Genomic DNA, 24,769 nt, shown 5'->3' with positions numbered 1-24,769 from the left:
GGGGGAGACGGGGATCATCGCGGCACCGCCGGTCCGGTGGCGGTCGGGTGCAGTTCGGTGACCCGGCCGTCCTCGACGCGCAGGATCCGGTCGGCGTCGGCGAGCAGCGCGGGCCGGTGCGCGACGAGCAGCGCGGTACGTCCGGCGACCAGCCGCCGGGTCGCGTCCAGCACGACCGCCTCGCTGGCGCTGTCCAGCCGCGCTGTCGGCTCGTCGAGCAGCACGATCGGCGCGTCCCGCAGGAACGCACGAGCCAGGGCGACACGCTGCCGCTGACCGCTGGACAGGCCGTGACCGCGCTCGCCCAGGCGGGTGTCCAGCCCGTCGGGCAGGGCGCCTACCACCTCGTCGAGCGCGGCGCCGGTGACCGCCGCGGCGAGCGCGGCGTCAGGGGTCTCCGGTGCGCCCAGGCGGATGTTGTCGGCGAGCGACCCGGCGAACAGGTGCGCCCGCTGCGGCACCCAGGCCAGCTCGCGCCGCCAGGCGTCGAGGTCGACCCCGGCCAGGTCCACCCCGTCGACCGTGACCCGGCCCGAGGTCGGTGCGACGAAGCCGAGCAGCAGGTTGAGCAGCGTGCTCTTGCCCGCGCCGCTGGGCCCGATGATCGCCACCCGGTCGCCGGGCCGGACGGTCAGCGTGACGTCGCGCAGCGCTGTGGTCCGGTCGTACGCGACCGTTACGCCCTCGAAGCGGATCTCACCACGGCCGCGCGGCGCCGGACGGCGCGGCTCGGCGGTGGCGGGCGCGTCGGTGGCGGAGAGTGTGAGCGCCTCGTCCAGCGCGGTGAGTCCTTCCATGCTGGCGTGGAACCGGCTGCCCGCGGCCCGCAGCGGCAGGTACGCCTCCGGGGTGAGCAGCAGCACCAGCAGCGCGGTGGAGAGCGTGAGGCCGCCGCCGAGCAGCCGGATGCCGACCGGCACCGCGACCAGCGCGACGGAGAGTGTGGCGACCAGTTCCAGCACCAGCGCGGACAGGAACGCGATCCGCAGCGTCTTCATGGTGGCCTGGCGGTGGCCGTCGGCCATCCGGCGTACCACGTCGACCTGCCCCCGGGACCGGCCGAACGCGCGCAGCGTGGGCAGCCCGGCCACCATGTCGAGGAAGTGCCCGCCGAGCAGCGACAGGCGCCGCCACTGCCGTTCGGTGGCGGCCTGCGCCTGCCAGCCGAGCAGCGCGCCGAAGATCGGGATGAGCGGGATGGTGAGCGCGATGATCAGCGCTGAGCTCCAGTCGGCGAACACGATCCGGGCCAGCACCGCCACCGGCACCGTGACGCTCAGCACGAGCTGCGGCAGGTAGCCGGTGAAGTAAGGGTCGAGCGCGTCCAGGCCGCGCCCGGCCAGCGTGGCGAGCTGCCCGGCCCGCTGTCCGGCGACCCAGGTGGGGCCGTGCCGGCCGACCGCGCCGAGCAGGTCGGCGCGCAGCGCCGCCTTCACCGTGGCGGCGGCCCGCGCCGCCACAGTGCCCTGCGCCCAGCTCACCAGCGCCCGCCCGGCGACAGCGGCCACGAACCCGGCGAGCGCCGGCCGGTGCAGCCGCCCGTCGAATGCCGTCGCCAGCAGTGTCGCCAGCGCGGTGGCCTGGGCGATCACCAGCAGCGCGGTGAGCCCGCCCAGCACCGCGAGCACGGCGAGGTCGCGCCGGGCCGCGGGGACCCGACGCAGCAGACGCGGGTCGAACGGGCGGCGGTTCACCAGTACACCGGTGCCCTGCCGTCGATCCGTCCCCGGAAAACCCACCAGCACATCGCCTGAAAGCCTAGTAGGGCCGGCAGGAGCGGTAACGCGAGCCATCCCAACAGCGCCAGCGTCGGGCGGCCGGCGGCCGCCTCGGCCACCGTCAGCGACGCCGCCGGGTCGGCAGTGGAGACCAGGATCCGGGGCCAGAGCGCGGCCCCGATCAGCGGCGCCGGAAGCGCCAGCGCCGTCGCGGTCGCCGCGAAGGCCACCCCGGCCCGGCCCCGCCGCAGCGCCGCGCGGGCCGCCAGCAGCGCCGCCACGAGCGCCAACGGCAGGAGTACGGCGACAGCCGGGCGTGCCACAGCGGCGCGTACCCGATCGGAGAGCACACCCAGAACGGTGGCCGCGCCGACCGCGACGAGTGCGGCGGGCACCAGGCCGCTCGCCAGCCGGGCGAGCGCCGGGGCCTCGGCGGCGGGCAGCCGGAGCGTGAGGAACGTCGCACCGTGCACCGCCACCAGCGCGAGCAGCGCCAGCCCGGCGGCGGCGACGAACGGGGTGGCGAGATGACCGACACCGACCACGTGGCCGTCGGCGCTCAACGGCACGCCCTGGAGCAGCCCGGCGAGCACCGCGCCCCAGCCCAGCGCGGCGAGCAGGCAGCCGACCACCACCACCCGGTCCCAGCGGGCGCGGGCGGCGGCGGAGGCCGGGCGGCTGCGCAACTGCACCCCGGCGGTCACCAGCACCACCCCCGCCAGCGCGGCGAGCACGGCCGGGTAGAAGCCGGAGAGCAGTTCGCCCTCCAGCCGGGGGAACGCGCCGAACAGGACGCCGACGGCGGCGACCAGCCAGACCTCGTTGCCGAGGAAGAACGGCCCGAGCGCGGTGAGCGTGGCCCGGCTTCCCGGTGCCGGGCCACGTCGGGCCAGCAGCAGGCCGACGCCGTAGTCGTAGCCGCCGAGCACGAGGTAGGTGGCGAAGAAGAGGCCGAGCAGGGCGTACCAGGCGAGTTCCACGGCGGGCTCCCTCAGACGAACACGGGCTGGTGGTGGGCGTCGCTGTCGGGCGCGGGCGGGCGGCCGAGCGCGGGGTCCTGCGCTCCACGGGCCGCGTGCCGGGCCAGCAGCGTCCAGTTGGCCACCGCGAGCGCGCCGAGCAGCAGGCTGAACCCGATCAGCGAGGTGAGCATCAGCCCCGGTGAGACCGGCGAGACGGCCTGCGCGGTGGGCAGCAGCCCGTACGCGGCCCAGGGCTGGCGGCCGACCTCGCGGGCGATCCAGCCGAGCAGCATCGCCACGAAGGGCAGCGGCAGGCCGAGCAGGATCAGCCAGAGCGGCGCCTTCAACCTGATGATCCAGTCGCGCCAGAGCAGCGGCAGCAGGAGCCAGAGCGCGCCGAGCGTGAAGCCGATCAGGATCATGAAGCCGAGGCCGACGTTGGAGAGCACAGGTGGTTCCCAGTCGCCCGGGCCGAAGCGCGCGGTCCAGTCGGCGACGAGCGCGTCCCGCTCCGGCCCGCCGCCGAACTTGGTCGGCTGGAGCTGCCCGACCGGGCCGAACTGGGCGAAGCCGAAACCCTGGAGCATGCTGACCGCCAGGGCCGCGGTGACCAGGCCGAGCCGCAGCGAGGTGCGGAACAGCGCGTAGTCGGGGGTACGCCGCAGCAGGTGCCAGGCGCTCACCGCGGCCATCAGCAGCCCGCCGGTGACCAGGCTCGCCGAGATCACGTGACCGAACGCCATGCCGAACGTCGGGTTGGTGAGCAGCGCGCCGAAGTCGGTGAGGTGGGCGACGCCGTCGCGGACCTCGTACCCGACCGGGTTCTGCAGCCAGGCGTTCGCCACCATGATCCAGAAGGCCGAGGCGTACGCGGTGATCGCCACGCCCCAGAGCAGCGCCAGGTGCACGCCGCGCCGCAGCCGGTGCCATCCGAAGATCCACATGCCGAGGAACGTGGACTCCAGGAAGAACGCCACCAGCGTCTCGATGGCCAGCGGCGCGCCGAAGACGTTCCCGACGTAGCGCGACAGCCCGCTCCAGTTCAGGCCGAACTGGAACTCCATGACGATGCCGGTGGCGATGCCGAGCACGTAGTTGATCACGTAGAGCTGGCCCCAGAACCGGGTCAGCCGCTCGTACACCGGCTTGCCGGTCAGGTAGCCGGCCGTCTGCAACCCGACCAGGAGCGTGACCAGGCCGAGCGTGACCGCCACGAACAGGAAGTGGATCGAGGTGGTGGTGGCGAACTGGAGGCGGGCGAGGAGCAGCGGGTCCACTGTCGTCCTCCCATGGGTTGGCTCTCTTGTCGTAGTCAACCTACACGTAGCCTCGCTACCTATAGGGGCGCGCGAACCCGGAGAAGTCCCGTAGGGGGTGACGTCAGCTCAGGAACAGGGCGAACGGCAGGGAGACGAGCGTGCCCGCGACAGCCAGCGCCATCGCGCCGAGCACCCGCGGCGGGCGGTCCGCGACGAGCAGCCGCTGCACGCGTACGTCGAGGTCGCGGTCGCCGAGTCCGAGCGTGCCGGCCGGCTGGACCCGGTGCTCGGCGGCGGCGAACCGGCGCAGCGCACCGGCTAGCGGCGCGTCCGCGTGCAGCTCCCGGGCCTTGTCGTCGGCACGCATCTCGACCAGCAGCGCCACCCGCGCGTGCGCGTCCCGCACCCACCGGAACCAGGGCAGCGCCCGGCACAGCGCGGTGAACGGCAGCAGCACCAGGTCGTGCCGCTCCTGCGCGTGCGCCCGCTCGTGGGTGAGCACCGCCGCCAGCTCGGCCGGGTCGAGCAGGTCGAGCGTGCCCGCGCTCACCACCACCCGGGGACGCACCCCGGGCAGGCAGTACGCCGCCGCGCTCGGGTGGTCGAGCACCAGCGCGCCGGGCACCGTCGGGTCACGCCGGGCCACCAGGTGCAGCAGCTCCCGGTGCCGGCGCTGCGCGCGGACCGCGCCGTGCAGGCTGCGGACCGTCGTGGTGAGCAGCACCGCGCCGATGCCGAGACCGACGCCGACCAGGCTGAGGTGCACCGCGCCCACACCGGCCGGCAGCGTGCCGTGGGCCAGGTCGTCGGCCAGCGCCAGCAGCGCGTGCCCGGTCGCCCGGTCGTACGCGTCGAGCCCCAGCGCCATCGGCAGCCCCATGGCGGACAGGCCGAGCGCCAGCCCGACCGCCTGCCAGCAGATGATCGCCACCCGGGGTGCCCGCCAGGTCCAGCGCGCGGCGGCGAGGACCTGCGCGGTCAGCCAGCAGGCCAGGATGATCGCGGCGAAGTGCAGGGCGTACGCCACGGCAGCCGCCCTACCGGTCCGTCGCCTCGTCGAGCGCCGGCCGGCCGGGCCGGGGGTTCTCGACCCGGCCGGCCGGTCCGTCCTCGACAGTCGCCCCGGCCTCGGCGCCGAGCGCGGCCCCGGCCTCGGCGCCGAGCGCGGCCCCGGCCTCGGCGCCGAGCGCGGCGCGGAGCACGTCCGCCTCCGTGCCGGTCACCGAGCGGGCGAAGCGCACGAGCGCGGCGTCCCGGCTGCCGCCGAGGTCGAGGGCTTCGAGCATGAGCTGGGCGATGTGCGCCTCGCGGGTGGCGGCCGGACGGTAACGCCAGGCGCGGCCCTCCCGCTCGCGCTGCACCATGCCCTTGCCGGCGAGCCGGTCGAGCACGGTCATCACAGTGGTGTAGGCGAGTTCCCGGCCGTCCAGGGCGTCGGCGACCTCGCGCACGGTCACCCCGTCCGACGAGGCGGGCGCCGCGTCCCACAGCACGTCCATCACCGCACGCTCAAGGTCCCCCAGCCGAGTCACCCGTCAATCCTACCCCCGGTAGTAGATCCCTTCCGTCGCCCCGGTCCCCGTTCCCCGCTCCCGAAGATCAACACCAGCTCGGGGAGGTGGCGCCGTCCCGGGCTGGTCGATGTGACCACTTCGCGGAGCTGGTGTTGATCTTGCTGGCTTCGGGCGGCATTGGGGCCCTATTCAGGCCACTCCGGGGTCTGGTGTTGATCCTGCTGATCCGGGCGGGCACCGCGGGCAAGATCCACGCCAGTTCGGGAAGGTGGCGCTGTCCCGGGTGGGTTGATGCAGCCACCTCGCCGTGCTGGTGCTGATCTTGAAGTCCGGGGTGGGGGTGCGTGGACAAGATCCACGCTGGTTCGGGGAGGTGGCGGTATCTGGGGCGGGTGGATGCGGCCACTTCGCGGAGCTGGGGTTGATCTTGCTGGCCGAGGGTGCAGGTTGGAGCAAGGTCGGCACCGGCTCGGGGAGGTGGTGTTGTCCGGGGGTGGCTGATGTGGCCACTTCGGGGGAATAGCGCCGATCTTGGCGGGGGCACCGGGTGAGATCGACACCGGCTCGGGGAGATGGGTGGAAGGGGAAGTGGCGGCAACCCGGCTGGGGGTGTGCCGCCACTTCGGGCCGGACTTGGGCTGCGCCGGTCAGACGCCCTTCGGGTGCCAGACCGTCTTGGTCTCCAGCAGCGTGGTCATCCGGGTGATGCCGGGATCGGCGTACCAGTCGTGGTCGGCCGGGGCCGGCCGGAGCACCCGCTTGAGGTTCTCCGCGGCCTTGATCTCCAGGTCGGCCGCCAGCTCGGCGTCGGCGACGCCGGTCAGGTCGATCGCGTTGACGTCCATGTGCGCGGCGAGCGTCGGCACGGTCTCGGTCAGCCGGCCGGTGAGGATGTTGACCACCCCGCCGGGCAGGTCGGAGGTGGCGAGCACCTCGGCCAGCGTCACCGCCGCCAGCGGCGCCGCCGGGGAGGCGGCCACCACCACCGTGTTGCCGGTGACGATCGCCGGGGCGATCACGCTCACCAGGCCGAGCAGCGCGGGCTCCTCGGGTGCCACCACCGCCACCACGCCGGTGGGCTCCGGCGCGGACAGGTTGAAGTACGGGCCGGCCACCGGATTCGCCCCGCCGTACACCTGGGCCAGCTTGTCGGACCAACCGGCGTACCAGACCCAGCGGTCGATCGCCGCGTCCACCTCGTCGGCCGGGACGCCCAGGGCGACGAACTGCTCGCGCCGGCCCTCCAGCATCTCGGCGACCCGGTAGAGGATCTGACCCCGGTTGTACGCGGTCGCCCCGGCCCAGCCCTTCACCGCGGCGCGGGCGGCGACTACCGCGTCCCGCGCGTCCTTCCGGGAGGCAAGAGACACGTTCGCGGATTGCACGAGATACGACCGTCCCGACTCGCTGCGCGGGAACTTCCCGCCGATGAAGAGCTTGTACGTCTTGCGTACCGCGACCCGCTCAGACATTGAGGTACCCCTCCAGCCCGTGCCGGCCGCCCTCGCGACCGTAGCCCGACTCCTTGTAGCCGCCGAACGGCGACGTCGGGTCGAACTTGTTGAACGTGTTGGCCCACACCACGCCCGCGCGCAGCCGGTCGGCCAGCCACAGGATCCGGGAACCCTTGTCGGTCCAGATCCCGGCCGACAGCCCGTACGGCGTGTTGTTGGCCTTCTCGACGGCCTCCGCCGGGGTGCGGAACGTCAGCACGGACAGCACCGGGCCGAAGATCTCCTCGCGGGCGATCCGATGGGCCTGGGTGACGCCGGTGAAGATGGTCGGCGCGAACCAGAAGCCGCGCTCGGGCAGCTCGCACGGCGGCGACCAGCGCTCCGCGCCCTCGGCGGACCCGGCGTCGGACAGCTCCCGGATGCGGGCCAGCTGCTCGGCCGAGTTGATCGCGCCGATGTCGGTGTTCTTGTCCAGCGGGTCGCCGACCCGGAGCTGGGCCATCCGGCGCTTCAGCGACTCCAGCACCCGGTCGGCGACCGACTCCTGCACCAGCAGCCGGGAGCCGGCGCAGCAGACGTGGCCCTGGTTGAAGAAGATGCCGTTGACGATGCCCTCGACGGCCTGGTCGATCGGGGCGTCGTCGAAGACGATGTTGGCGGCCTTGCCGCCCAGCTCCAGCGTGAGCTTCTTGCGGGTGCCGGCGACCGAGCGGGCGATGGCGCGGCCGACCTCGGTGGAGCCGGTGAACGCCACCTTGTCCACGCCCGGGTGCTCGACCAGCGCCCGGCCGGTGTCGCCGGCGCCGGTGACGATGTTCACCACGCCGGCCGGCAGGTCGGCCTGCTGGCAGATCTCGGCGAATAGCAGCGCGGTCAGCGGGGTGGTCTCGGCCGGCTTGAGCACCACCGTGTTGCCTGCGGCCAGCGCCGGGGCGATCTTCCACGCCAGCATGAGCAGCGGGAAGTTCCACGGGATGACCTGGGCCGCCACGCCCAGCGGCTTCGGGTCGGAACCGAAACCCGCGTGCGGAAGCTTGTCCGCCCAGCCCGCGTAGTAGAAGAAGTGCGCGGCGACGAGCGGTAGGTCGACGTCGCGGGACTCCTTGATCGGCTTGCCGTTGTCCAGCGACTCCAGCACCGCCAGCTCACGCGAGCGCTCCTGAATGAGCCGAGCGATCCGGAACAGGTACTTGGCCCGGTCGCGGCCCGGCATCGGACCCCATACCTTCTCGTACGCGCTCCGGGCGGCGCGGACCGCGCGGTCCACGTCGTCGGCGCCCGCCTCGGCGATCTCGGCCAGCACCTCCTCGGAGGCCGGGTTCACCGACTTGAAGCTGCCGCCGGAGGCCGGGTCGACGAACGCGCCGTCGACGAAGAGCCCGTACGAGGGCTTGATGTCCACCACCGAGCGGGACTCGGGGGCGGGTGCGTATTCGAACATCGCGTTCAGTCCAGGGTGAAGTAGTCGGGGCCGGCGTAGACGCCGGTCGTCAGCTTGGTGCGCTGCATGAGCAGGTCGTTGAGCAGGCTCGACGCGCCGAACCGGAACCAGTCCGGGCTCAGCCAGTCGGCGCCGACTGTCTCGTTGACCATGACCAGGTACTTGATCGCGTCCTTGGTGGTCTTGATGCCACCGGCCGGCTTGACGCCGACCTGACGCCCGGTGGCGGCGCGGAAGTCGCGGACCGCCTCCAGCATCACCAGCGTCACCGGCAGGGTGGCCGCGACCGGGACCTTGCCGGTGGAGGTCTTGATGAAGTCGCCGCCCGCGAGCATGGCGAGCCATGACGCCCGGCGCACGTTGTCGTACGTGGCCAGCTCACCGGTCTCCAGGATCACCTTGAGGTGCGCGTCCCCGCATGCCTCCTTGGTGGCCACGATCTCGTCGTAGACCTCGGAGTAGCGCCCGGCCAGGAACGCGCCCCGGTTGATCACCATGTCGATCTCGTCCGCGCCCGCCTCGACCGCCGCCCGCACATCGGCGAGCTTGATCTCCAGCGGCGCCTGGCCGGACGGGAACGCGGTCGCCACGCTGGCCAGGTGCACGCCGCTGCCGCGCAGCACCTCGGCCACGTACGGGACCATCGACGGGTAGACGCAGACGGCGCCGACGTGCGGGCAGCTCGGGTCGGCCGGGTCGGGGCGCAGCGCCTTCGCGGCCAGCGCCCGCACCTTGCCCGGGGTGTCCGCCCCTTCGAGGGTGGTCAGGTCGACCATCCGGATCGCCAGGTCGATCGCCTCGGCCTTGGCTGTGGTCTTGATGGAGCGGGTGCCGAGTTGCGCCGCCCGCTGCTCCGCGCCGACCTGGTCCACGCCGGGCAGGCCGTGCAGGAAGGTCCGCAGAGCGGTCTCGGATCGTCCCAGCTCGGTGAGGTCCGACCGGGCCGACGTCGTTGTCGCCGTCATGCCCCGAATAGTACGCACCCGCGAGTCGAGTGATCTTGCTCACGGACGACCGGTCGTGAGCGTCATACGTGAGCGGTGTCGCTGGTCGTACCGCACCCGCCCTGCGCCGGACCGCCAAACGGTAGGTTGAGCGATCGTGGACGTACACGTCATTGACCATCCGCTCGCCCAGACGCGGCTGACCGCCATGCGGGACGCCCGGACCGACTCGTCGTCGTTCCGGGCGGCGCTGCGCGAACTCACCACCATGCTGGTGTACGAGGCCGCGCGCTCCTTCCCGGTCGAGAAGTACTCGATCCAGACCCCGGTCACCGCCACCGAGGGCAGCCGGCTGGCGAACCCGCCGCTGCTGGTGCCGGTGCTGCGGGCCGGTCTCGGCATGGCCGACGCCGCGCTCGGCCTGCTGCCCGAGTCGTCGATGGGCTTCGTCGGCCTGGCCCGCGACGAGGAGACGTACGAGCCCCGCGCGTACATGGAGTCGCTGCCGCGCGACCTCAGCGGCCTGCCGGTGCTGGTGCTCGACCCGATGCTCGCCACCGGCGGCTCGCTGGAGCACTGCTGCCGGCTGCTCGCCGACCGCGGCTGCACCGACATCACGGTGCTCTGCGTGCTGGCCGCCCCGGTCGGCATCGAGCGGCTGGAGCGCTCCGGCCTGCCGCTGCGCCTGGTCACCGCCTCGATCGACGAGGGACTGAACGACTCGAAGTTCATCGTCCCCGGCCTGGGTGACGCCGGCGACCGCCAGTTCGGCGGCATGCCCCGCTTCTGACCCGGCCGTCCGGGTTCCGGATCCGGCACCGGCGCCGCCGAGGCTCCGGCGTCGCGGCGCCGCCGGCAATCCGGCAATCCGGCGATTCGGTGGAGAGGGCCCTTTCCCGCGGGGAAGGGTCCTCTCGCCGTGAATCGGGCGGCCCCGGCGAGTCGATGCGCGGGGGTGCGGGGAGGCGCTAGCGTTCCGGGCCATGACTGGTGTTGCGCTCGCCGAGGAGCTGCTGCTCCTCGCGTATGACGACGAAACCGGCAAGGCCACCATGCCACGGATCAGCCTGGACCTGGGCATGGCCGCCGCGGTGCTGGTCGAGCTGGCCCTGGCCGGACGGGTCGCGTACGCGGACGGGAACCTGGCGGTGGTCGACCCGGCCCCGACCGGCGAGCCGATCGCGGACGCCGTACTCGCCAAGATCGCCGCGGATACCCCGCACACGCCGTCGTCGTGGGTGCAGCGACTGCGGCACGGGCTGCGCGATCGGATCCTCTCCGACCTCTGCGGCCGGGGCGTGGTCCGCGACGTCGACGAGACCGAGCTGGGCTTCATCCACGTGCACCGCTACCCGGTGGCCGACGCCTCGGTCGAGGCGGACATCCGGCAGCGGCTGGCCGACGCGCTGACCAGCGGGCAGCTCCCGGACGAGCGGACCGCCGCGCTCGCGACGCTGGTCGCGGTGCTGCGGATGGAACCCGCGCTGGGGCTGACCGGCCCGGCCGCCGAGGACGCCGGCCGGCGCCTGGAGGAGATCGCCGCCGGCGCCGGGTTCTCCGGCACGGTGAGCCTGGACGACAGCGTCGTACGCCCGTCGATCAGCCTGGTCATCGCCGCGCTGGGCCAGGCCGTCGACGCCGCCCTGGGCAAGCGGTAAGGAAGGGCCCCCTCTTAACGCCTCCGGTAGAGGAAGGGCCCCTTCTTAACGCCAGGCGTTAAGAAGGGGCCCTTCCTTGCACCAGGGGTCAGAGGCCCAGGGCGGCGGCGATCTCGTTGCGCAGCTCGGTGACGGCGGCCCGCGCGCGCTGCCGGGCCGCGGGCACGTCGCCGCCGGTCACCGGCTCCACCACCTCCAGGTACGCCTTGAGCTTCGGCTCGGTGCCGGACGGCCGGATCACCACCCGGGCCGCGCCGGTGCGCAGGATCACCACGTCCGCGTCGGGGAGCAGGTCGGACGCCTCGGTCACCGGCTGCCCGAGCAGCGTGGTCGGGGTGGCCGCCCGGATCCGGGCCATCGAGTCCGCGATCACCCGCAGGTCCTCCACCCGGACCGAGAGCTGCTCGGTGTGGTGCACACCGAACTCGGCTGCGAGCTCGTCCAGCCGGTCGAGGAGCGTACGGCCCTCGGCCTTGAGACCGGCGGCCAGCTCGGCGACCGTCAGCGCGGCGGTGATGCCGTCCTTGTCCCGGACGTGACCCGGCGCGACGCAGTAGCCCAGCGCCTCCTCGTAGCCGTACACCAGCGGCTCCCGGCCCCCGCCGGCCCGCACGATCCACTTGAACCCGGTGAGCGTCTCGTCGTAGGGCAGGCCCCGGGCCGCCGCCATGGCCCGCAGCAGCGCCGACGACACGATCGTGGTGGCGTACAGGCCGGTCACGCCGCGCCGCATCAGGTGGTCGGCGAGCAGCGCGCCCACCTCGTCGCCGCGCAGCATCCGCCAGGACCCGGCGTCGCGTACGGCCACCGCGCAGCGGTCCGCGTCCGGGTCGTTGGCGACGGCGAGGTCGGCGCCGGTGCGGTCGGCGAGCGCGACGAGCAGGTCCACCGCGCCCGGCTCCTCCGGGTTGGGGAAGCTCACGGTCGGGAACGCCGGGTCCGGCTCGGCCTGCTCGGGCACCACGCCTGGAACGCCGAAACCGGCGCGCGCGAACGCGGCGGTCAGCACCACGCCACCAACCCCGTGCAGCGGCGTGTACGCCACCTTCAGGTCCCGCGGTCCGGCCGGGTCCACCACCGCGGCGGCCTGCTCCACGTACGCGGTCACCATGTCGTCGCCGAGCACCTGACCGGCCGGGCCGAGCGGCACCGCCGCGAGCGGGCCGACCGCCCGGATGGCCGCCTCGATGCCGGCGTCGGCGGGCGGCACGATCTGCGCGCCGGCGCCGAGCTCACCGCCGAGCTGCGCGCCCAGGTAGACCTTGTAGCCGTTGTCCTGCGGCGGGTTGTGGCTGGCCGTGACCATCACCCCGGCGACCGCGCCGAGCTGCCGGACCGCGAACGCCAGCACGGGCGTGGGCAGCGGCCGGGGCAGCAGCAGCGCCTGGCGACCCGCACCGGTGGCCACCTGTGCGGTGCGCTCGGCGAAGGCACGGGAGCCGCGCCGGGCGTCGTACCCGATCACCAGCGGGCCCTCGCCGCCCTGGGCGGCGAGCCAGCCGACGAGCCCGGCGGCGGCCTGGGTGACCACGGCGAGGTTCATGCCGTTCGGCCCGGCCCGCAGCGGGCCGCGCAGCCCGGCGGTGCCGAACGTCAGCGGGCCGGCGAACCGGTCGGCCAGGTCGGCCGCCGTGCCGGGCAGCCCGTCGAGGACCGTGCGCAGCTCGACGCGGTCGTCCGGGTCCGGGTCGTCGGCGAGCCAGCGCTCGGCGCGTACGCGAAGGTCGTCAAGGTCAGTGGTTTCCGCCGCCATTGCCTCATGAAAGCACGGCGGCGGATCACCACTGGCCGTCGGCCTCGACTCAGTTGGCCGCCGTGAGCTGGAACGAGCCGGCCATCGCGTCGAAGATCGGCTTGCTCTCGGCGAACCGCGCGTCGGTCGAGGAGAGGTAGAACGAGTAGACCTTGCCGTCCTTGACCACGCCCCGCCAGATGCCGTGGCGCATGGACTCACCCTCGCCGCAGGTGTATTCGAGCTGGCCGGCGGTTTGCCCGGCCAGCGGCTGCTCGGAGACCGACACCTCGGTGTAGGGGGCGGGGCAGGTCTTGCTCTTGGTGCTGTTCTTCTTCAGGTTCCGCGAGGCGAACTCGGCCCAGCTGATCGAGGTGCCGCCCCACGCCTCGGCGATGACCCGCACCTTGCGGCCCTCGTCCTCCGGGTCGACGTAGTCGACGTAGAGGCCGCCGGTCTGCCGCTGCCAGCCCTTCGGCACCTGGATGGTCACGCCCTTGACGGTCTGTTCCTGCATCTCCACCGGCGAGGCGGCGGCCGAGTTCGACGGCAGCGCGCCCACGATCGGCGGGGGAGCGTCGTCGCCGCCGCTGGTCAGCGCGATCACGCTCACCAGCAGCACCACGGCGAGACCACCGGCGGCGGCGAGCTGGACCTTGCGCGGCCACGCCTTCACGCGCCCGAGCAGGCCCTTGGCGCCGCCGACCGCGCCGCCACCACCGGCGGCCGGTGGCGAGGTGGCCGCTGTGGTCCAGGGCTGGCCGGTGCCGGGCACCGACCACTGGTTGCCGCCGTACACCGGCTGGGTGGCGTCGACGGTGCGGCCGTAGGCGGTCGGCACCGCCTGGGTCGCGTCCGCTCCGGCGCCCTGGCCGAGCCGCACCGTGGCGTCCGGCGAGATGCGCTGGGTGGCCTCCGGCGTGCCCGGCCCGGACATCGCGCCGGTCGGGGTGTGCAGCGGGCCGGCCAGCGCGTCGGCGCTGGTCTCGTCGAGCGCGGCGGCACCCGCCGCGGGCTTCTCGCCGGCGGGCCGCTCCCCGCGGCGCAGCGCGGCGAGCCGGTCGGTGAGCGACTCGTCCGGGCCGATCATCGCCCGGCCGCCGATCTGCCCGCTCGGCTTCGGCTCCGCCGCGATCGCCGGCGGCGTGGTCGGGCGCGGCACCGGCACCACCGCGTACGGGTCGGTGACCGAGTTGACGGCTGTGGCGGTGCTGGTCAGCGGCCCGGCGAGCAGCTCGCGCAGGTTGGCGCGGGCCCGGTGCACGTCCATCCGGCGGGCCGGGTCCTTCTCCAGCAGCCCCATCAGCACGCCGGTCAGCGGGCCGCTGCGCTGCGGCGTGGCGGGCGGGTCCTCGACCACGGCGTGCATGGTCTCGATCGGGTCGCCCTTGTCGAACGGGGGCCGGCCCTCGACCGCTGTGTAGAGCGTCACGCCGAGCGAGAACAGGTCGCTCGGCGGCCCGAACTCCTGGCCCATGGCCCGCTCGGGCGAGATGAAGTGCGGCGAGCCGAGCACCATGCCGGGCGTGGTGAGCTGCACGTCGGTGGGCATCCGGGCGACGCCGAAGTCGGTGAGCACGCAGCGGCCGTCGGTGCAGATCAGCACGTTGGCCGGCTTCACGTCGCGGTGCAGCACGCCGATCGCGTGCGCCACCTCCAGCGCGCCGAGCAGCGCGATCCCGATCTTGGCGACGGCGCGCGGCGCGACCGGCCCGTCCTCGATCACCATGTCGGCCAGGCTGCGGGCGTCCAGCAGTTCCATCACGATCCACGGGCGGCCACCCTCGGTGACCACGTCGTAGACCTGCACCACTGCCGGGTGCTGGATCGCGGCGGCGGCACGGGCCTCCCGCAGCGTCCGTTCGTAGAGCGCGTCGCGGTCGCTCGGGGCGAGCCCCGGCGGGAGGACGACCTCCTTGACCGCCACATCACGGCGCAGCAACGTGTCTGTGGCCCGCCAGACCGTGCCCATGCCTCCGTTGCCCACCGGGGAGCGCAGCGAGTAGCGACCACCGATGGTGGTGCCGGGCGCCGCGCGTCCAGTGGGGGGACTGGCCGGTCCGCCGCTCCACGTCGGAATCTGAGTCACAGAAAAGCCACCGGGGGATATCGAGGGGGCTGGGACACAACCCCTCTATCTTGCTGGTTCCGACGCCCGATGCGAAACCCGACGCGGCGGGCGTTTACCTACTCGACGGTATGTGGTCGGTCGCTCACCTCCGGTGGGTCGCCGCCGCGAGGTGTGCGGTATCCCTCACCCACCAGGCGGTCTGCGCGTCCTACCATCCGGTAATGAGCGATGCGCGGTCAAGCGAGTCGGGTTTCCCGATCCAGGGCGTCTACACGGCGGCAGACCTTCCGGCGGACCTGGACGCCCGGCTGGGCGAGCCGGGCGAGTTCCCGTACACCCGCGGGGTCTACCCGACGATGTACACGTCCCGGCCCTGGACCATGCGACAGTACGCCGGGTTCGGCACCGCGACCGAGAGCAACGCGCGCTACCACCAGCTGCTTCGCGCCGGCACCATGGGCCTGTCCGTCGCGTTCGACCTGCCCACCCAGATGGGGTACGACTCGGACGACCCGATCGCGCACGGCGAGGTGGGCAAGGTCGGCGTCGCCATCGACTCCATCGAGGACATGCGCACGCTGTTCGGCGGCATCCCGCTGGACAAGGTCTCCACCTCGATGACCATCAACGCGCCCGGCTCGGTGCTGCTGCTGCTCTACCAGCTCGTGGCCGAGGAGAACGGCGTGCCGGGGGCGGCGCTCAACGGCACGATCCAGAACGACATCCTCAAGGAGTACATCGCCCGGGGGACGTACATCTTCCCGCCGAAGCCCTCGCTGCGGCTGGTCGCCGACACCTTCGCCTACTGCCGGGCCGAGGTGCCGAAGTGGAACACCATCTCCATCTCCGGCTACCACATGGCCGAGGCCGGCGCGTCGCCCGCGCAGGAGGTCGCGTTCACGCTCGCCAACGGCGTGGAGTACGTCCGCGCGGCGCTCGCCGCCGGGCTGGCCGTCGACGACTTCGCGCCCCGGCTGTCGTTCTTCTTCGTGGCCCGCACCACGCTGCTGGAGGAGGTCGCGAAGTTCCGCGCGGCCCGGCGCATCTGGGCCCGGCTGATGCGCGACGAGTTCGGCGCGAAGAACCCGAAGTCGATGATGCTGCGGTTCCACACCCAGACCGCCGGCGTGCAGCTCACCGCCCAGCAGCCGGAGGTGAACCTGGTCCGGGTGGCGGTGCAGGGCCTCGGCGCGGTGCTCGGCGGCACCCAGTCGCTGCACACCAACAGCTTCGACGAGGCCATCGCGCTGCCCACCGAGAAGGCGGCCCGGCTGGCGCTGCGGACCCAGCAGGTGCTGGCGTACGAGACGGACCTGACCGCCACCGTCGACCCGTTCGCCGGGTCGTACGTGGTGGAGGCGATGACCGCCGAGGTGGAGGCGGCCGCCACCGAGCTGATGGACCGGGTCTTCGACCACGGTTCGGCGGTGGACGCGATCGAGGCCGGGTTCCAGAAGCGGGAGATCGAGCAGTCCGCGTACCGGATCGCCCAGGAGATCGACTCGGGTGAGCGGGTGGTGGTCGGGCTCAACCGGTTCCGGATCGACGAGGAGGAGCCGTACGAGCCGCTGCGGGTCGACCCGTCGATCGAGGCGGCGCAGGGGGAGCGGCTGGCCCGGCTGCGCGCGGAGCGGGACTCCGGCGCGGTCGAGCGGGCACTGGCCGAGCTGCGCGCCGCCGCCGAGGGGGACACCAACGTGCTCTACCCGATGAAGGAGGCGCTGCGCGCCCGCGCCACGGTCGGCGAGGTCTGCGGGACGCTGCGCGAGGTGTGGGGGATCTACCGGCCCAGCGACCGGTTCTGAAACTGTCCGGAGGCGGCCCCGTCGTACACCCTCGGTGTGCGGCGCGGGCCGCCTTCGCGTGTGCGATTCGGCGATTCGGGTAACCGGATCGGGTGAACGGGACGGACAGCGTGTGCGGTCGGCGGTCGGGCGCTCGTGTCACCGTCGGGAGTCTTCCGGCAGCCGACAGTTGTCGTGCAATTGTCGGAGCGGCAGTTAATTGCCGCGACTAATGCGACAATTCGGAACGACGGGTCGTTATTTGTGACCGATGAAACGGTTACGCGTTGTAGGAGGTGGGAGGCGGATGACGGCGTTCGACCGCGATCTACCTGCTGTCCCGCAGATATTCGAGCCCTCTCACCAGGGCATTCGTGACGCTGCGCGGTCCGACCGCTACGCGAAAGATGTTGCGCAGCGTCACCGTCGGAGGTCTAGGCTGTCTGCTGTCCGACCCGAAGATCCATCCACTTCTAGTGATCGAGAATTCGACGTGACGAGTGCGTTGACGCTGCCTTCCGGCGGCCTGCTGTCGTCGTCCCGGCCCGAGGCGCCGACCGGTTACCAGCCCCTGCCCTTCGAGCTCGACCATCTGCTCGCGCTGCGCGTACCCGGCCTCATCGAAACGCGCCGTCACATCCACTCCCACCCGGAGTTGTCCGGCGAGGAGTTCGAGACGGCCGCGCTGGTGCACCGTGAGCTGTCCCTCGCCGGTCTCAAGCCGCGCCTGCTGCCGAAGGGCAACGGCGTCATCTGCGACATCGACGGACGCCCGGACGGCCCGGTCATCGCGCTCCGCGCCGACATCGACGCGCTGCCGCTGAGCGACCCGAAGGACGTGCCGTACCGCTCGACCGTGGAGGGCGTCTGCCACGCCTGCGGCCACGACGTGCACACGTCGGTGATGCTCGGCGTCGGCATGCTGCTGGCCCAGCTCGCCGACACGGGCCGCCTCGACGGCCGGGTCCGGCTGATCTTCCAGCCGGCCGAGGAGATCCTGCCCTGCGGCTCGCTGGAGGTCATCGAGGCCGGTGGCCTGGACGACGTGGTGCAGATCTTCGCGCTGCACTGCGACCCGAACCTGCCGGTGGGCAAGGTCGGCCTGCGGGTCGGGCCGATCACCGCCGCCGCCGACAACGTCACCGTCCGGCTCACCGGGCCCGGCGGGCACACCGCCCGCCCGCACCTGACCGTCGACCTGGTGGACGCGCTCGGCCGGCTGGTCACCGAGGTGCCGACGCTGATCAGCCGCCGGGTGCCGGCCAACAGCGGGCTGCTGCTGGTGTTCGGCCACGCCTCGGCCGGCACCCGTTACAACGTCATCCCGTCCGAGGCGTGCGCGGCCGGCACGCTACGCGTGATGGACCGCGACACCTGGGACCAGGCGCCCGAGATCGTCGCTCAGGTGGTGCGGGACGTGCTCGCGCCCACCGGCGCCACTGTCGACCTGGAATACCTGCGTGGCCGGCCCCCGGTGACGAACGACGCCCGCGCCATCGGTGTCCTCACCGCGGCCACCGCTGCGGCGCTCGGCCCCGACGGCATCGCCGAGACGCCGCAGAGCATGGGCGGCGAGGACTTCTCCTGGTACCTGGAGCACGTGCCGGGCGCGCTCGCCCGCCTCGGCGTCGGTCGCAGCGGTCCCAACGTGGACCTGCACCGGGCCTCGTTCGACGTGGACGAGCGCGCCATCGAGGCCGGCGTACGCCTCATGGTCCAGACCGCGCTGCGGGCACTGGCGGCGGCGCGCTGACCGGACCGCCGAGCGGCCCCGGCGGCATCGGCGCCGCCGGGTTCGGGCCGGGCGGCGGTGTCCGCCGGGCCCGCACCCGGCGCCGCCACAGGAGCAGCAACCACAGCGGTACGCCGATCACGACCGCGAACGGCAGCACCGCGCCGAGCACTGTGAGCAGGACCCGGGCCGAGGCCAGGAACGCCGTCCAGCCGCCGCCCAGCCCGGCCAGGAAGCCCAGGTCGGCCTCCTCCTCGGCGGTGCTGGCGTCCTGACCGAGGAACGTCACGGTGATGGTGGACAGCGAGGTCAGGTCCGCGAGCCGGCGCTTGCGGGCCTCCAGCGCGGCCAGGTCCGCCTGCCGGGTGCCCACCTCGTTCTCCAGCCGGACCAGCTCGTCCACCGACGTGGCCCGGGCCAGCAGCTTGCGGGAACTCTCCACCCGCGCACGCTGGGTGGCGATCCGGGCGTCCAGGTCGACCACCTGCTCGGTGACGTCCTCGGTGCGGATCTCCCGGCGCTCCTGCCGGCCGAGACCGGCGAGCCGGTCGATCACCGCGGCGAACCGGTCCGCGGGCACGCGCAGCGTCAGCGCCGCCCGAGCCTCGGCGGCCCGGCTCGACCGCCGGTCCGCGCCGACGAATCCGCCGGCCGCCGTCACCGCTGTGGTCGCCTCCCGCGCGGCGGCCTCCACATCGTCCACCCGGACCTGCATGGTCCCGGTGTAGATGATGGACCGCTGGTCGACCCGCAGGTCCGCGCCACCGGTGCCGCCCGGAGCGGCCTGGTCGCGATCCGCGCCACCGCTGTCCGCGCCGCCCTCGGCGGCCTGCTCGCGCCCCGCGCCCCCGTCGGCCGCCGGCGCGGCCGAGTCGCTGCCGGAGTCCCCGCCCGCGCCGCAGGCGCCCACACCCAGTGCCGCTATCAGACCCACAGCCACCAGGGCCACGCCCCGGAGTCGTCGTCCGCCCATACCCCGTACTCCGATCGTCGACGGCCCCGACTGCCGGGACCGATACCTCGGACGTGACGCGTGGTCGCGCCGGTTCCGGCAGACTGCGCTGAGGACATCACGATTCGATAATCGAGGAGTCACGATGCAGGTGACCAAATACGCCCACTCCTGTCTCCGGCTGGAGCACGACGGTGCGGTGCTCGTCGTCGACCCGGGTGTCTTCAGCGATCCGGCGGCGCTGGACGGCGCCGACGCGGTGCTGATCACCCACGAGCACCCGGACCATGTGGACGTCGCCGCGCTGACCCGGGCGCTGGAGCGGCGGCCGGTGCCGGTGCACGGTCCCGCCTCGCTCGCCGGGGTGCTCGGCGACGCCGCCGAGGCGCTGGTGACGGTCGAGCCCGGACAGTCGCTCACAGTCGCCGGGACGCCGGTGCGGACGTACGGCGGGCAGCACGCGGTCATCCACCCGGACATCCCGGTGATCCAGAACATCGGCTACCTCTTCGCCGACGTGGTCTACCACCCGGGCGACGCGTTGTTCGTGCCCGACGACGTACAGGTGGACACGCTGTTCGCCCCGATCCACGCGCCCTGGTCGAAGTTCTCCGAGGTCGTCGACTTCATCCGCGCGGTCGCGCCACGCCGGGCGTACGCGCTGCACGACGGGCTGCTGAACGACAACGGCTTCGGTGTGCTGGACCGGCAGTACACGGCGATGTCCAACACCGACTACCGCCGTCTGGAGCCGGGCACCCGGATCGACGCCTGACCATGACCGAGGTGCCCGCGGAGGTGGTCCGGCGGCTCTACGCCACGCCGCCGGACCGGTTCGTGGCGGCCCGGGACGAGGCCGTCGCGCAGGCGCGGCAGTCCGGTGACCCGCGTACCGCCCGGGAGATCGGCAAGCTGCGCCGTCCCACAGTGGCGGCCTGGCTGGTCAACCTGCTGGCGATCCGCCGGCCCGAGCTGGTCGCCGACCTGAGCCAGCTCGCCGAGTCGCTGCGCGCCGCGCAACGCGACCTGCGCGGCGGCACGCTGCGGGAACTGTCCGCGCAGCGGCGCGCCGTCGTGGGCGCGCTGGTGGCGGAGGTACGCCGGCTCGCCGCCGCCGAGCCCGCCGCGCCCCCGGCCGGGAAGCTGCCGCTGGGCGAGGTGGAGGCGACACTCAACGCCGCGCTGTCGGACACCGAGGTGGCCGAGCAGGTACGCGCCGGACGCCTGCTGCGGGCCAGCCACTACGCCGGGTTCGGCGAGGTGCCCCGCCCCCAGCTCCGGCTCGTGACAGGGGGCGAGGAGGCGCCTGTCGTACCGGATCGGGCGGCCGAGCGGGCCGACGCGCGCCGGGCCCGCGACGAGCGGGCGGCGCGGGCCGAACGGGCCGGGCGGCGGCGGACCGCGACCCGGGAGCTGACCCGGGCCCGCGCGGACCTGGACCGGGCCGAGAAGGAGCTGGCGACGGCTGACGCGGCCGAGCGGGACGGCGCCGCGACGTTGGACCGGATCGAGACCGAGCTGGCCGAGCTGGAGCGTCGACGGGCCGTCGCCGAGCAGGAGCTGAGCCGGGCCCGGCTGGCCCGCCGGGGCGCGGAACGGGTGGTCACAGCGGCCCGGCGCCGCGCCGGTGAGGTGGAGGCCGTGTTGGAGGCGCTCGACGCCGAAGAGGGGGATGCCGACACCGGTGACCACGCGGCAGACTGAGCGTGATGAATGGCTTCGGTGGAGTGACGGTGACGGGCGGCCGATGACTCCGGAACAGCTCGCCGCCGCCTGCAAACCGCTGGTGCTCGAACTCGGGGAGGCGTTCGCCCGCTGCCCGTCCACGCTGCGCCGGGCGCGGCTGCTGGGCATCTCCGGATGGGCCTTCTACATCACCGGGCGGGCCGGTGCGCTCGGCGACGTCCGCGCCGAGACGGTGGCCGCGGCGCTCGGCTTCATCGCGCCGGAGGCGGTCACGGACGGCTGGGACGCCGCCGCGCGGACCGTCCCGCCGCTGGAGGTGGCCGCCGCCAACCTGGCCGAGTGCTGCCGGTGGGGCACCGTCCGGCTGGGCGACGGCGCCGAGTCGTCGCGGCTCGCCGCGCTGCTGGGCCGGGCGGTCGACGCGGCGGACGGCAGCGGCATGCCACTGTTCGCCGCCTGGCGGGCCATGCCCGTGCCCGATCCGTCCCCGGGTGCGCGGGCGGCTGTCGGCATGCTGCTGCTGCGCGAGCACTTCGCCGGGGCGTACCTGCTGGCGGTGCGCGCGGCTGGGCTGACGCCGCTGGAGGCGGTGCTGGCCGGGCCGGAGGGCGAGGCGGGCGCTGCGGCGTGCGGCTGGGTGCCCCCGTACCCGCCGGTCGGGCCGCTGGTGCGGCGCCGGCTGTGGGCCGAGGCGGTGACCGACCGGCTGGCGTCGGCGGCGTTCCGCGCGCTGGACGCGGCCGAGGGCGCTGAGCTGCTGGGTCTGCTCGGCGCCGCGCGGCTACGCGCCCGCGGCGGATAAATGGGAGGCGATCCGGCCGGTCCGGCTGCCAGGATCTGGCCCGTGACGCTCCCCGCCGGCTGGTCGGCCCGCCGCCCGACCCTCGACGACGTGCCCGCGATCCTCGCGGTGGTGCACGCCTCCGACACCTTCGCCGTGGGCTACCCGGACTTCGACGACGAGGACGTGCGGTCCGCGCTGACCGCGCCGTTCGTCGACCCGGACCGGGACTCCTGGCTGGTCACCGACCCGGACGGTACGGCGGTGGCCTGGTCGATCCTGGCCAACCCGAGCGGCGTGGGCCGGGAGTGGGTGGACGTCCTCGTCGACCCCGACCGCGGCGCCGACCTGCGCGCGCCGCTGCTTGCCCGGCTGCTGGAACGCGTCGCCGAGCGGGCCGCCGAGCGCGGCCTGCCCGCGCTGACCGCGCGCACCGGGGTGTACGCGCCGGAGACCCGCTGGGCCGGTGAGCTGACCGAGGCCGGGTTCACCCGGATCAAGCGCTACATCCGGATGAGTCGCTCGTTCGCCGACCTGCCCGCCGAGCCGGCGCCCCCGCCCGGGGTGACGGTGCGGCCGCTGCGCGCCGACGACGAGAGCGACCTGCGGCTGTTCCACCGGATCTACGACACCGCGTTCCGGGACACCCCGGACCACGACCCGCTCGACTTCGAGCAGTGGCGGGAGCTGCTGCCGTCGTACGGCAAGGTCTGGGACGAGTGGTTCCTGGCCGAGGTCGACGGCGAGCCGGCCGGTGCGCTCCAGTCCTCCGACCAGGCGCTCGACCAGGACCTCGGGTGGGTGCGGACGCTGTCGGTGCTGCCCGCGTACCGGCGTCGCGGGGTGGGTGCGGCGCTGCTGCGCCGGGCCTTCGCGGTCTACGCGGCGAAGGGCCGCGCCGGGGCCGGGCTGGGCGTCGACCTGGCCAACCCGACCGCGCCGGTCACGCTCTACCGCTCCGTCGGGCTGGTGGAGGAGCGCTGGACCGACATGTACGAGCGGAGTGTGCCCGCCTCGCGGGTGTGACCAGGCACCCGCGTACCGGGGTCGCCGAGCGCCCGTAGGGTCGCGCGGCGCAGACTGTCGGTGTGGGAGACGCGCTACGCGGACGCGGTGCCGGTGGGGCGGGACCGCAGCTCGGTGACGTAGTCGTCCGGCGCGCCCGCCTTCTCCGCGGCGTTCGCGATCTCCGAGAGGTACCACGCCGTGGGCAGCCCGCCCTCGTACCCGTCGAACACGTAGACCCACGCGGTCACGTCGCCGTCGAGCGTCGAGACGCGGACGGTCAGCCTGCGGTACGTCTCGGCGGTCACGCCCTCGATCTCGTCGAGCTGCGCGGCGTCGTACGGGTGGATGTCGTAGAGCGCCACGAACACCCGGTCACCGGGGGACTCGACCACGGTGCTGACCGAGCCCTCCCACCCGATGACGTCCTCGCCGGCGAAGGTGAGCCGCCACCCCTCAAGCCAGCCGGTGCCCACCATCGGCGAATGCGGGCAGTAGGCGCGCATGCGGGCGGGGTCCAGGTTCGAGCCGTAAGCAGCGTAGAGACGCACGGCGACGACGATAGCCCGGCCGACGGGTGGGGGAGAATACGACAGTGCGTGTCGGACGGGACGGGGAGAAGAAAGTCACTGTGAGCTTCGACGAAGGGATGGCTCTGTGAGCCAGATCGTGATCATCGGCGGCGGGCCGGCCGGGTACGAGGCGGCTCTGGTCGCCGCGCAGTTGGACGCCGATGTCACAGTGGTCGAGGCGGAGGGCGCCGGCGGCGCCTGCGTGCTCTCCGACTGCGTGCCCTCCAAGACGTTCATCGCCAGCTCCGAGGTGGTCACCGGCTACCGGGACACCGAGGAGTTCGGGGTGCACTCCGACGGCCTGGAGGCGGTCACCGTCGACGCGCGGGCGGTGCACGAGCGGGTCAAGCGGCTCGCGCTGGCCCAGTCCGCCGACATCCACACCAAGCTCGTCAAGGCCGGCGTCGAGTTCGTCGCCGGCACCGCCCGGCTCGGCGAGGACACGCTCGGCCACACCCACCGGGTGATCGTCACCCCGGCCGACGGCGGCGCCGAATACTCCATCGCCGCGTCGACGGTGCTCGTCGCGACCGGCGCGACCCCCCGCCAGCTGCCCACCGCCGTACCGGACGGCGAGCGCATCCTGACCTGGCGCCAGGTGTACGACCTGCCCGAGCTGCCCGAGCACCTGATCGTGGTCGGCTCCGGCGTGACCGGTGCCGAGTTCGCCAGCGCGTACCTCGCCATGGGCGTCAAGGTCACGCTCGTGTCCAGCCGGGACCGGGTCATGCCGCACGAGGACGCCGACGCCGCGTCGGCGATCGAGCGGGTGTTCCGCAACCGGGGCATGAGCATCCTGAACAACTCCCGCGCCGAGGCGGTCCGCCGTGTCGGCGACGGGGTGGAGGTGGTGCTCTCCGACGGCCGCCAGGTCACCGGCTCGCACGCGCTGATCGCTGTCGGCTCGATCCCGAACACCGCCGACCTGGGCCTGGCCGAGTACGGCGTGGAGCTGGCCCGGGGCGGTTACGTGACTGTCGACCGGGTCTCGCGTACCAACGTGCCGGGCATCTACGCGGCGGGTGACTGCACCGGCGTGCTGCCGCTCGCGAGCGTCGCGGCCATGCAGGGCCGCATCGCCATGTGGCACGCGCTGGGCGAGGCGGTCCGGCCGCTGCGGCTGCGCACCGTCGCGGCGAACGTCTTCACCGACCCGGAGCTGGCCACCGTCGGCGTCTCCCAGGACGAGGTGGACGCCGGCAAGACCCCGGCCCGCCAGGTGATGCTGCCGCTGTCCGGCAACGCCCGGGCGAAGATGGACGACCTGGCCGACGGCTTCGTCAAGCTGTTCTGCCGGCCGGCGAGCGGCCAGGTGATCGGCGGCGTGGTGGTGGCGCCGAAGGCCAGCGAGCTGATCCTGCCGATCACGATGGCGGTGGAGAACAACCTCACCGTCAACGAGCTGGCCCACACCATCACCATCTACCCGAGCCTGTCCGGCTCCATCACCGAGGCCGCCCGCCAGCTCATGCTCCACGAGCTGGAGTAGCAGCCGTTCGCAGGC

Annotated in this window: 21 protein-coding genes; 9 read left to right on the top strand and 12 right to left on the bottom strand. The window is 73.5% G+C overall.

Features of this window, described 5'->3' with window-relative positions; genetic code table 11:
- Window positions 1-14: 14 nt before the first annotated feature.
- The 8 genes from cydD to deoC form a co-directional block, all read right to left on the bottom strand.
- On the bottom strand, window positions 15-1,694 hold the full coding sequence (gene cydD, locus FB454_RS18960; RefSeq protein ID WP_145754420.1) for a thiol reductant ABC exporter subunit CydD: 1,680 nt from the start codon (window positions 1,692-1,694) through the stop codon (window positions 15-17).
- On the bottom strand, window positions 1,691-2,698 hold the full coding sequence (locus FB454_RS18955; protein WP_145754417.1) for a cytochrome d ubiquinol oxidase subunit II: 1,008 nt from the start codon (window positions 2,696-2,698) through the stop codon (window positions 1,691-1,693). Before FB454_RS18955 ends, cydD begins: the two co-directional genes overlap by 4 nt.
- Before the next feature lie 11 nt (window positions 2,699-2,709).
- Window positions 2,710-3,957 carry a cytochrome ubiquinol oxidase subunit I gene (locus FB454_RS18950; protein ID WP_145754415.1) on the bottom strand — a complete coding sequence of 416 codons (1,248 nt, stop codon included), beginning with the start codon at window positions 3,955-3,957 and terminating at the stop codon, window positions 2,710-2,712.
- 103 nt (window positions 3,958-4,060) lie between these two features.
- Window positions 4,061-4,966 (bottom strand): M56 family metallopeptidase, encoded by a 906-nt coding sequence (locus FB454_RS18945; RefSeq protein ID WP_013473979.1) that lies wholly within the window; start codon window positions 4,964-4,966, stop codon window positions 4,061-4,063.
- 10 nt (window positions 4,967-4,976) lie between these two features.
- On the bottom strand, window positions 4,977-5,471 hold the full coding sequence (locus FB454_RS18940; protein ID WP_123109769.1) for a BlaI/MecI/CopY family transcriptional regulator: 495 nt from the start codon (window positions 5,469-5,471) through the stop codon (window positions 4,977-4,979).
- Between the two features lie 629 nt (window positions 5,472-6,100).
- Window positions 6,101-6,925: an aldehyde dehydrogenase family protein gene (locus tag FB454_RS18935; protein ID WP_047893660.1), complete on the bottom strand. Its 825-nt coding sequence runs from the start codon at window positions 6,923-6,925 to the stop codon at window positions 6,101-6,103.
- Window positions 6,918-8,348 (bottom strand): aldehyde dehydrogenase family protein, encoded by a 1,431-nt coding sequence (locus tag FB454_RS18930; RefSeq protein WP_145754411.1) that lies wholly within the window; start codon window positions 8,346-8,348, stop codon window positions 6,918-6,920. The genes FB454_RS18935 and FB454_RS18930 overlap by 8 nt, the downstream gene beginning before the upstream one ends.
- A gap of 5 nt (window positions 8,349-8,353) precedes the next feature.
- A complete protein-coding gene (deoC, locus tag FB454_RS18925) occupies window positions 8,354-9,313 on the bottom strand; it encodes a deoxyribose-phosphate aldolase (RefSeq protein ID WP_047893661.1) in 960 nt (319 codons plus the stop codon).
- A gap of 136 nt (window positions 9,314-9,449) precedes the next feature.
- Between deoC and upp the strand changes: the two genes are divergently transcribed.
- Window positions 9,450-10,082 carry a uracil phosphoribosyltransferase gene (gene upp / locus FB454_RS18920; protein ID WP_013284009.1) on the top strand — a complete coding sequence of 211 codons (633 nt, stop codon included), beginning with the start codon at window positions 9,450-9,452 and terminating at the stop codon, window positions 10,080-10,082.
- A 193-nt stretch (window positions 10,083-10,275) separates the two neighbouring features.
- Complete coding sequence (locus FB454_RS18915) at window positions 10,276-10,950, top strand: GOLPH3/VPS74 family protein (protein ID WP_013284010.1); 675 nt, start codon at window positions 10,276-10,278, stop codon at window positions 10,948-10,950.
- Window positions 10,951-11,038: 88 nt separating this feature from the next.
- On the opposite strand, the gene FB454_RS18910 is transcribed toward FB454_RS18915, so the two are convergent.
- Both FB454_RS18910 and FB454_RS18905 read right to left on the bottom strand, forming a co-directional pair.
- Complete coding sequence (locus FB454_RS18910; RefSeq protein WP_145754407.1) at window positions 11,039-12,703, bottom strand: phospho-sugar mutase; 1,665 nt, start codon at window positions 12,701-12,703, stop codon at window positions 11,039-11,041.
- 49 nt (window positions 12,704-12,752) lie between these two features.
- A complete protein-coding gene (locus FB454_RS18905) occupies window positions 12,753-14,771 on the bottom strand; it encodes a serine/threonine-protein kinase (RefSeq protein ID WP_013473984.1) in 2,019 nt (672 codons plus the stop codon).
- 203 nt (window positions 14,772-14,974) lie between these two features.
- Here FB454_RS18905 and FB454_RS18900 point away from each other — a divergent pair, with 203 nt between their 5' ends.
- Together FB454_RS18900 and FB454_RS18895 are read left to right on the top strand one after the other, a co-directional pair.
- A complete protein-coding gene (locus FB454_RS18900) occupies window positions 14,975-16,558 on the top strand; it encodes an acyl-CoA mutase large subunit family protein (RefSeq protein ID WP_013473985.1) in 1,584 nt (527 codons plus the stop codon).
- Window positions 16,559-17,030: 472 nt separating this feature from the next.
- Window positions 17,031-18,290, top strand: a complete 1,260-nt coding sequence (locus FB454_RS18895; protein WP_145754405.1) for an amidohydrolase — start codon at window positions 17,031-17,033, stop codon at window positions 18,288-18,290.
- On the opposite strand, the gene FB454_RS18890 is transcribed toward FB454_RS18895, so the two are convergent.
- Window positions 18,247-19,242, bottom strand: a complete 996-nt coding sequence (locus tag FB454_RS18890) for a DUF4349 domain-containing protein (RefSeq protein WP_013284015.1) — start codon at window positions 19,240-19,242, stop codon at window positions 18,247-18,249. The two genes, FB454_RS18895 and FB454_RS18890, sit on opposite strands and share 44 nt — an antisense overlap.
- A 124-nt stretch (window positions 19,243-19,366) precedes the next feature.
- Between FB454_RS18890 and FB454_RS18885 the strand changes: the two genes are divergently transcribed.
- Genes FB454_RS18885 through FB454_RS18870 form a run of 4 tightly spaced genes read left to right on the top strand, consistent with a single transcriptional unit; the run spans window position 19,367 to window position 22,714 of the window.
- On the top strand, window positions 19,367-19,996 hold the full coding sequence (locus FB454_RS18885) for an MBL fold metallo-hydrolase (RefSeq protein WP_145754402.1): 630 nt from the start codon (window positions 19,367-19,369) through the stop codon (window positions 19,994-19,996).
- 2 nt (window positions 19,997-19,998) lie between these two features.
- The gene (locus tag FB454_RS18880) at window positions 19,999-20,925 is read left to right on the top strand and encodes a hypothetical protein (RefSeq protein ID WP_145823252.1); all 927 of its coding nucleotides are present in this window, start codon (window positions 19,999-20,001) and stop codon (window positions 20,923-20,925) included.
- A gap of 43 nt (window positions 20,926-20,968) precedes the next feature.
- Window positions 20,969-21,709 (top strand): SCO6745 family protein, encoded by a 741-nt coding sequence (locus FB454_RS18875; RefSeq protein WP_145754397.1) that lies wholly within the window; start codon window positions 20,969-20,971, stop codon window positions 21,707-21,709.
- Window positions 21,710-21,751: 42 nt separating this feature from the next.
- Window positions 21,752-22,714: a GNAT family N-acetyltransferase gene (locus tag FB454_RS18870; RefSeq protein ID WP_013473987.1), complete on the top strand. Its 963-nt coding sequence runs from the start codon at window positions 21,752-21,754 to the stop codon at window positions 22,712-22,714.
- A 74-nt stretch (window positions 22,715-22,788) separates the two neighbouring features.
- Here the strand turns inward: FB454_RS18870 and FB454_RS18865 are convergent, their stop codons facing one another.
- Entirely contained in the window at window positions 22,789-23,244 is a 456-nt protein-coding gene (locus FB454_RS18865) for a gamma-glutamylcyclotransferase (RefSeq protein ID WP_013284020.1), read from the bottom strand.
- A gap of 106 nt (window positions 23,245-23,350) precedes the next feature.
- On the opposite strand from FB454_RS18865, the gene FB454_RS18860 reads away from it, so the two are divergent.
- A complete protein-coding gene (locus FB454_RS18860) occupies window positions 23,351-24,754 on the top strand; it encodes an NAD(P)H-quinone dehydrogenase (RefSeq protein ID WP_013284021.1) in 1,404 nt (467 codons plus the stop codon).
- The last annotated feature ends 15 nt before the right edge of the window (window positions 24,755-24,769 follow it).

Source organism: Micromonospora sp. CNZ297 (assembly GCF_007827625.1).
This window is presented reverse-complemented; position numbering and strand designations above follow the sequence as displayed.

What these genes read in the sequence shown, in the direction of transcription:
- FB454_RS18885 (WP_145754402.1), top strand. Translation starts at nt 19,367, where the DNA reads ATGCAGGTGACCAAATACGCCCACTCCTGTCTCCGGCTGGAGCACGAC.
- FB454_RS18915 (WP_013284010.1), top strand. Translation starts at nt 10,276, where the DNA reads ATGACTGGTGTTGCGCTCGCCGAGGAGCTGCTGCTCCTCGCGTATGAC.
- FB454_RS18875 (WP_145754397.1), top strand. Translation starts at nt 20,969, where the DNA reads ATGACTCCGGAACAGCTCGCCGCCGCCTGCAAACCGCTGGTGCTCGAA.
- FB454_RS18880 (WP_145823252.1), top strand. Translation starts at nt 19,999, where the DNA reads ATGACCGAGGTGCCCGCGGAGGTGGTCCGGCGGCTCTACGCCACGCCG.
- FB454_RS18890 (WP_013284015.1), bottom strand. Translation starts at nt 19,242, where the DNA reads ATGGGCGGACGACGACTCCGGGGCGTGGCCCTGGTGGCTGTGGGTCTG.
- FB454_RS18935 (WP_047893660.1), bottom strand. Translation starts at nt 6,925, where the DNA reads ATGTCTGAGCGGGTCGCGGTACGCAAGACGTACAAGCTCTTCATCGGC.
- deoC (WP_047893661.1), bottom strand. Translation starts at nt 9,313, where the DNA reads ATGACGGCGACAACGACGTCGGCCCGGTCGGACCTCACCGAGCTGGGA.
- FB454_RS18900 (WP_013473985.1), top strand. Translation starts at nt 14,975, where the DNA reads ATGAGCGATGCGCGGTCAAGCGAGTCGGGTTTCCCGATCCAGGGCGTC.
- FB454_RS18910 (WP_145754407.1), bottom strand. Translation starts at nt 12,703, where the DNA reads ATGGCGGCGGAAACCACTGACCTTGACGACCTTCGCGTACGCGCCGAG.
- FB454_RS18930 (WP_145754411.1), bottom strand. Translation starts at nt 8,348, where the DNA reads ATGTTCGAATACGCACCCGCCCCCGAGTCCCGCTCGGTGGTGGACATC.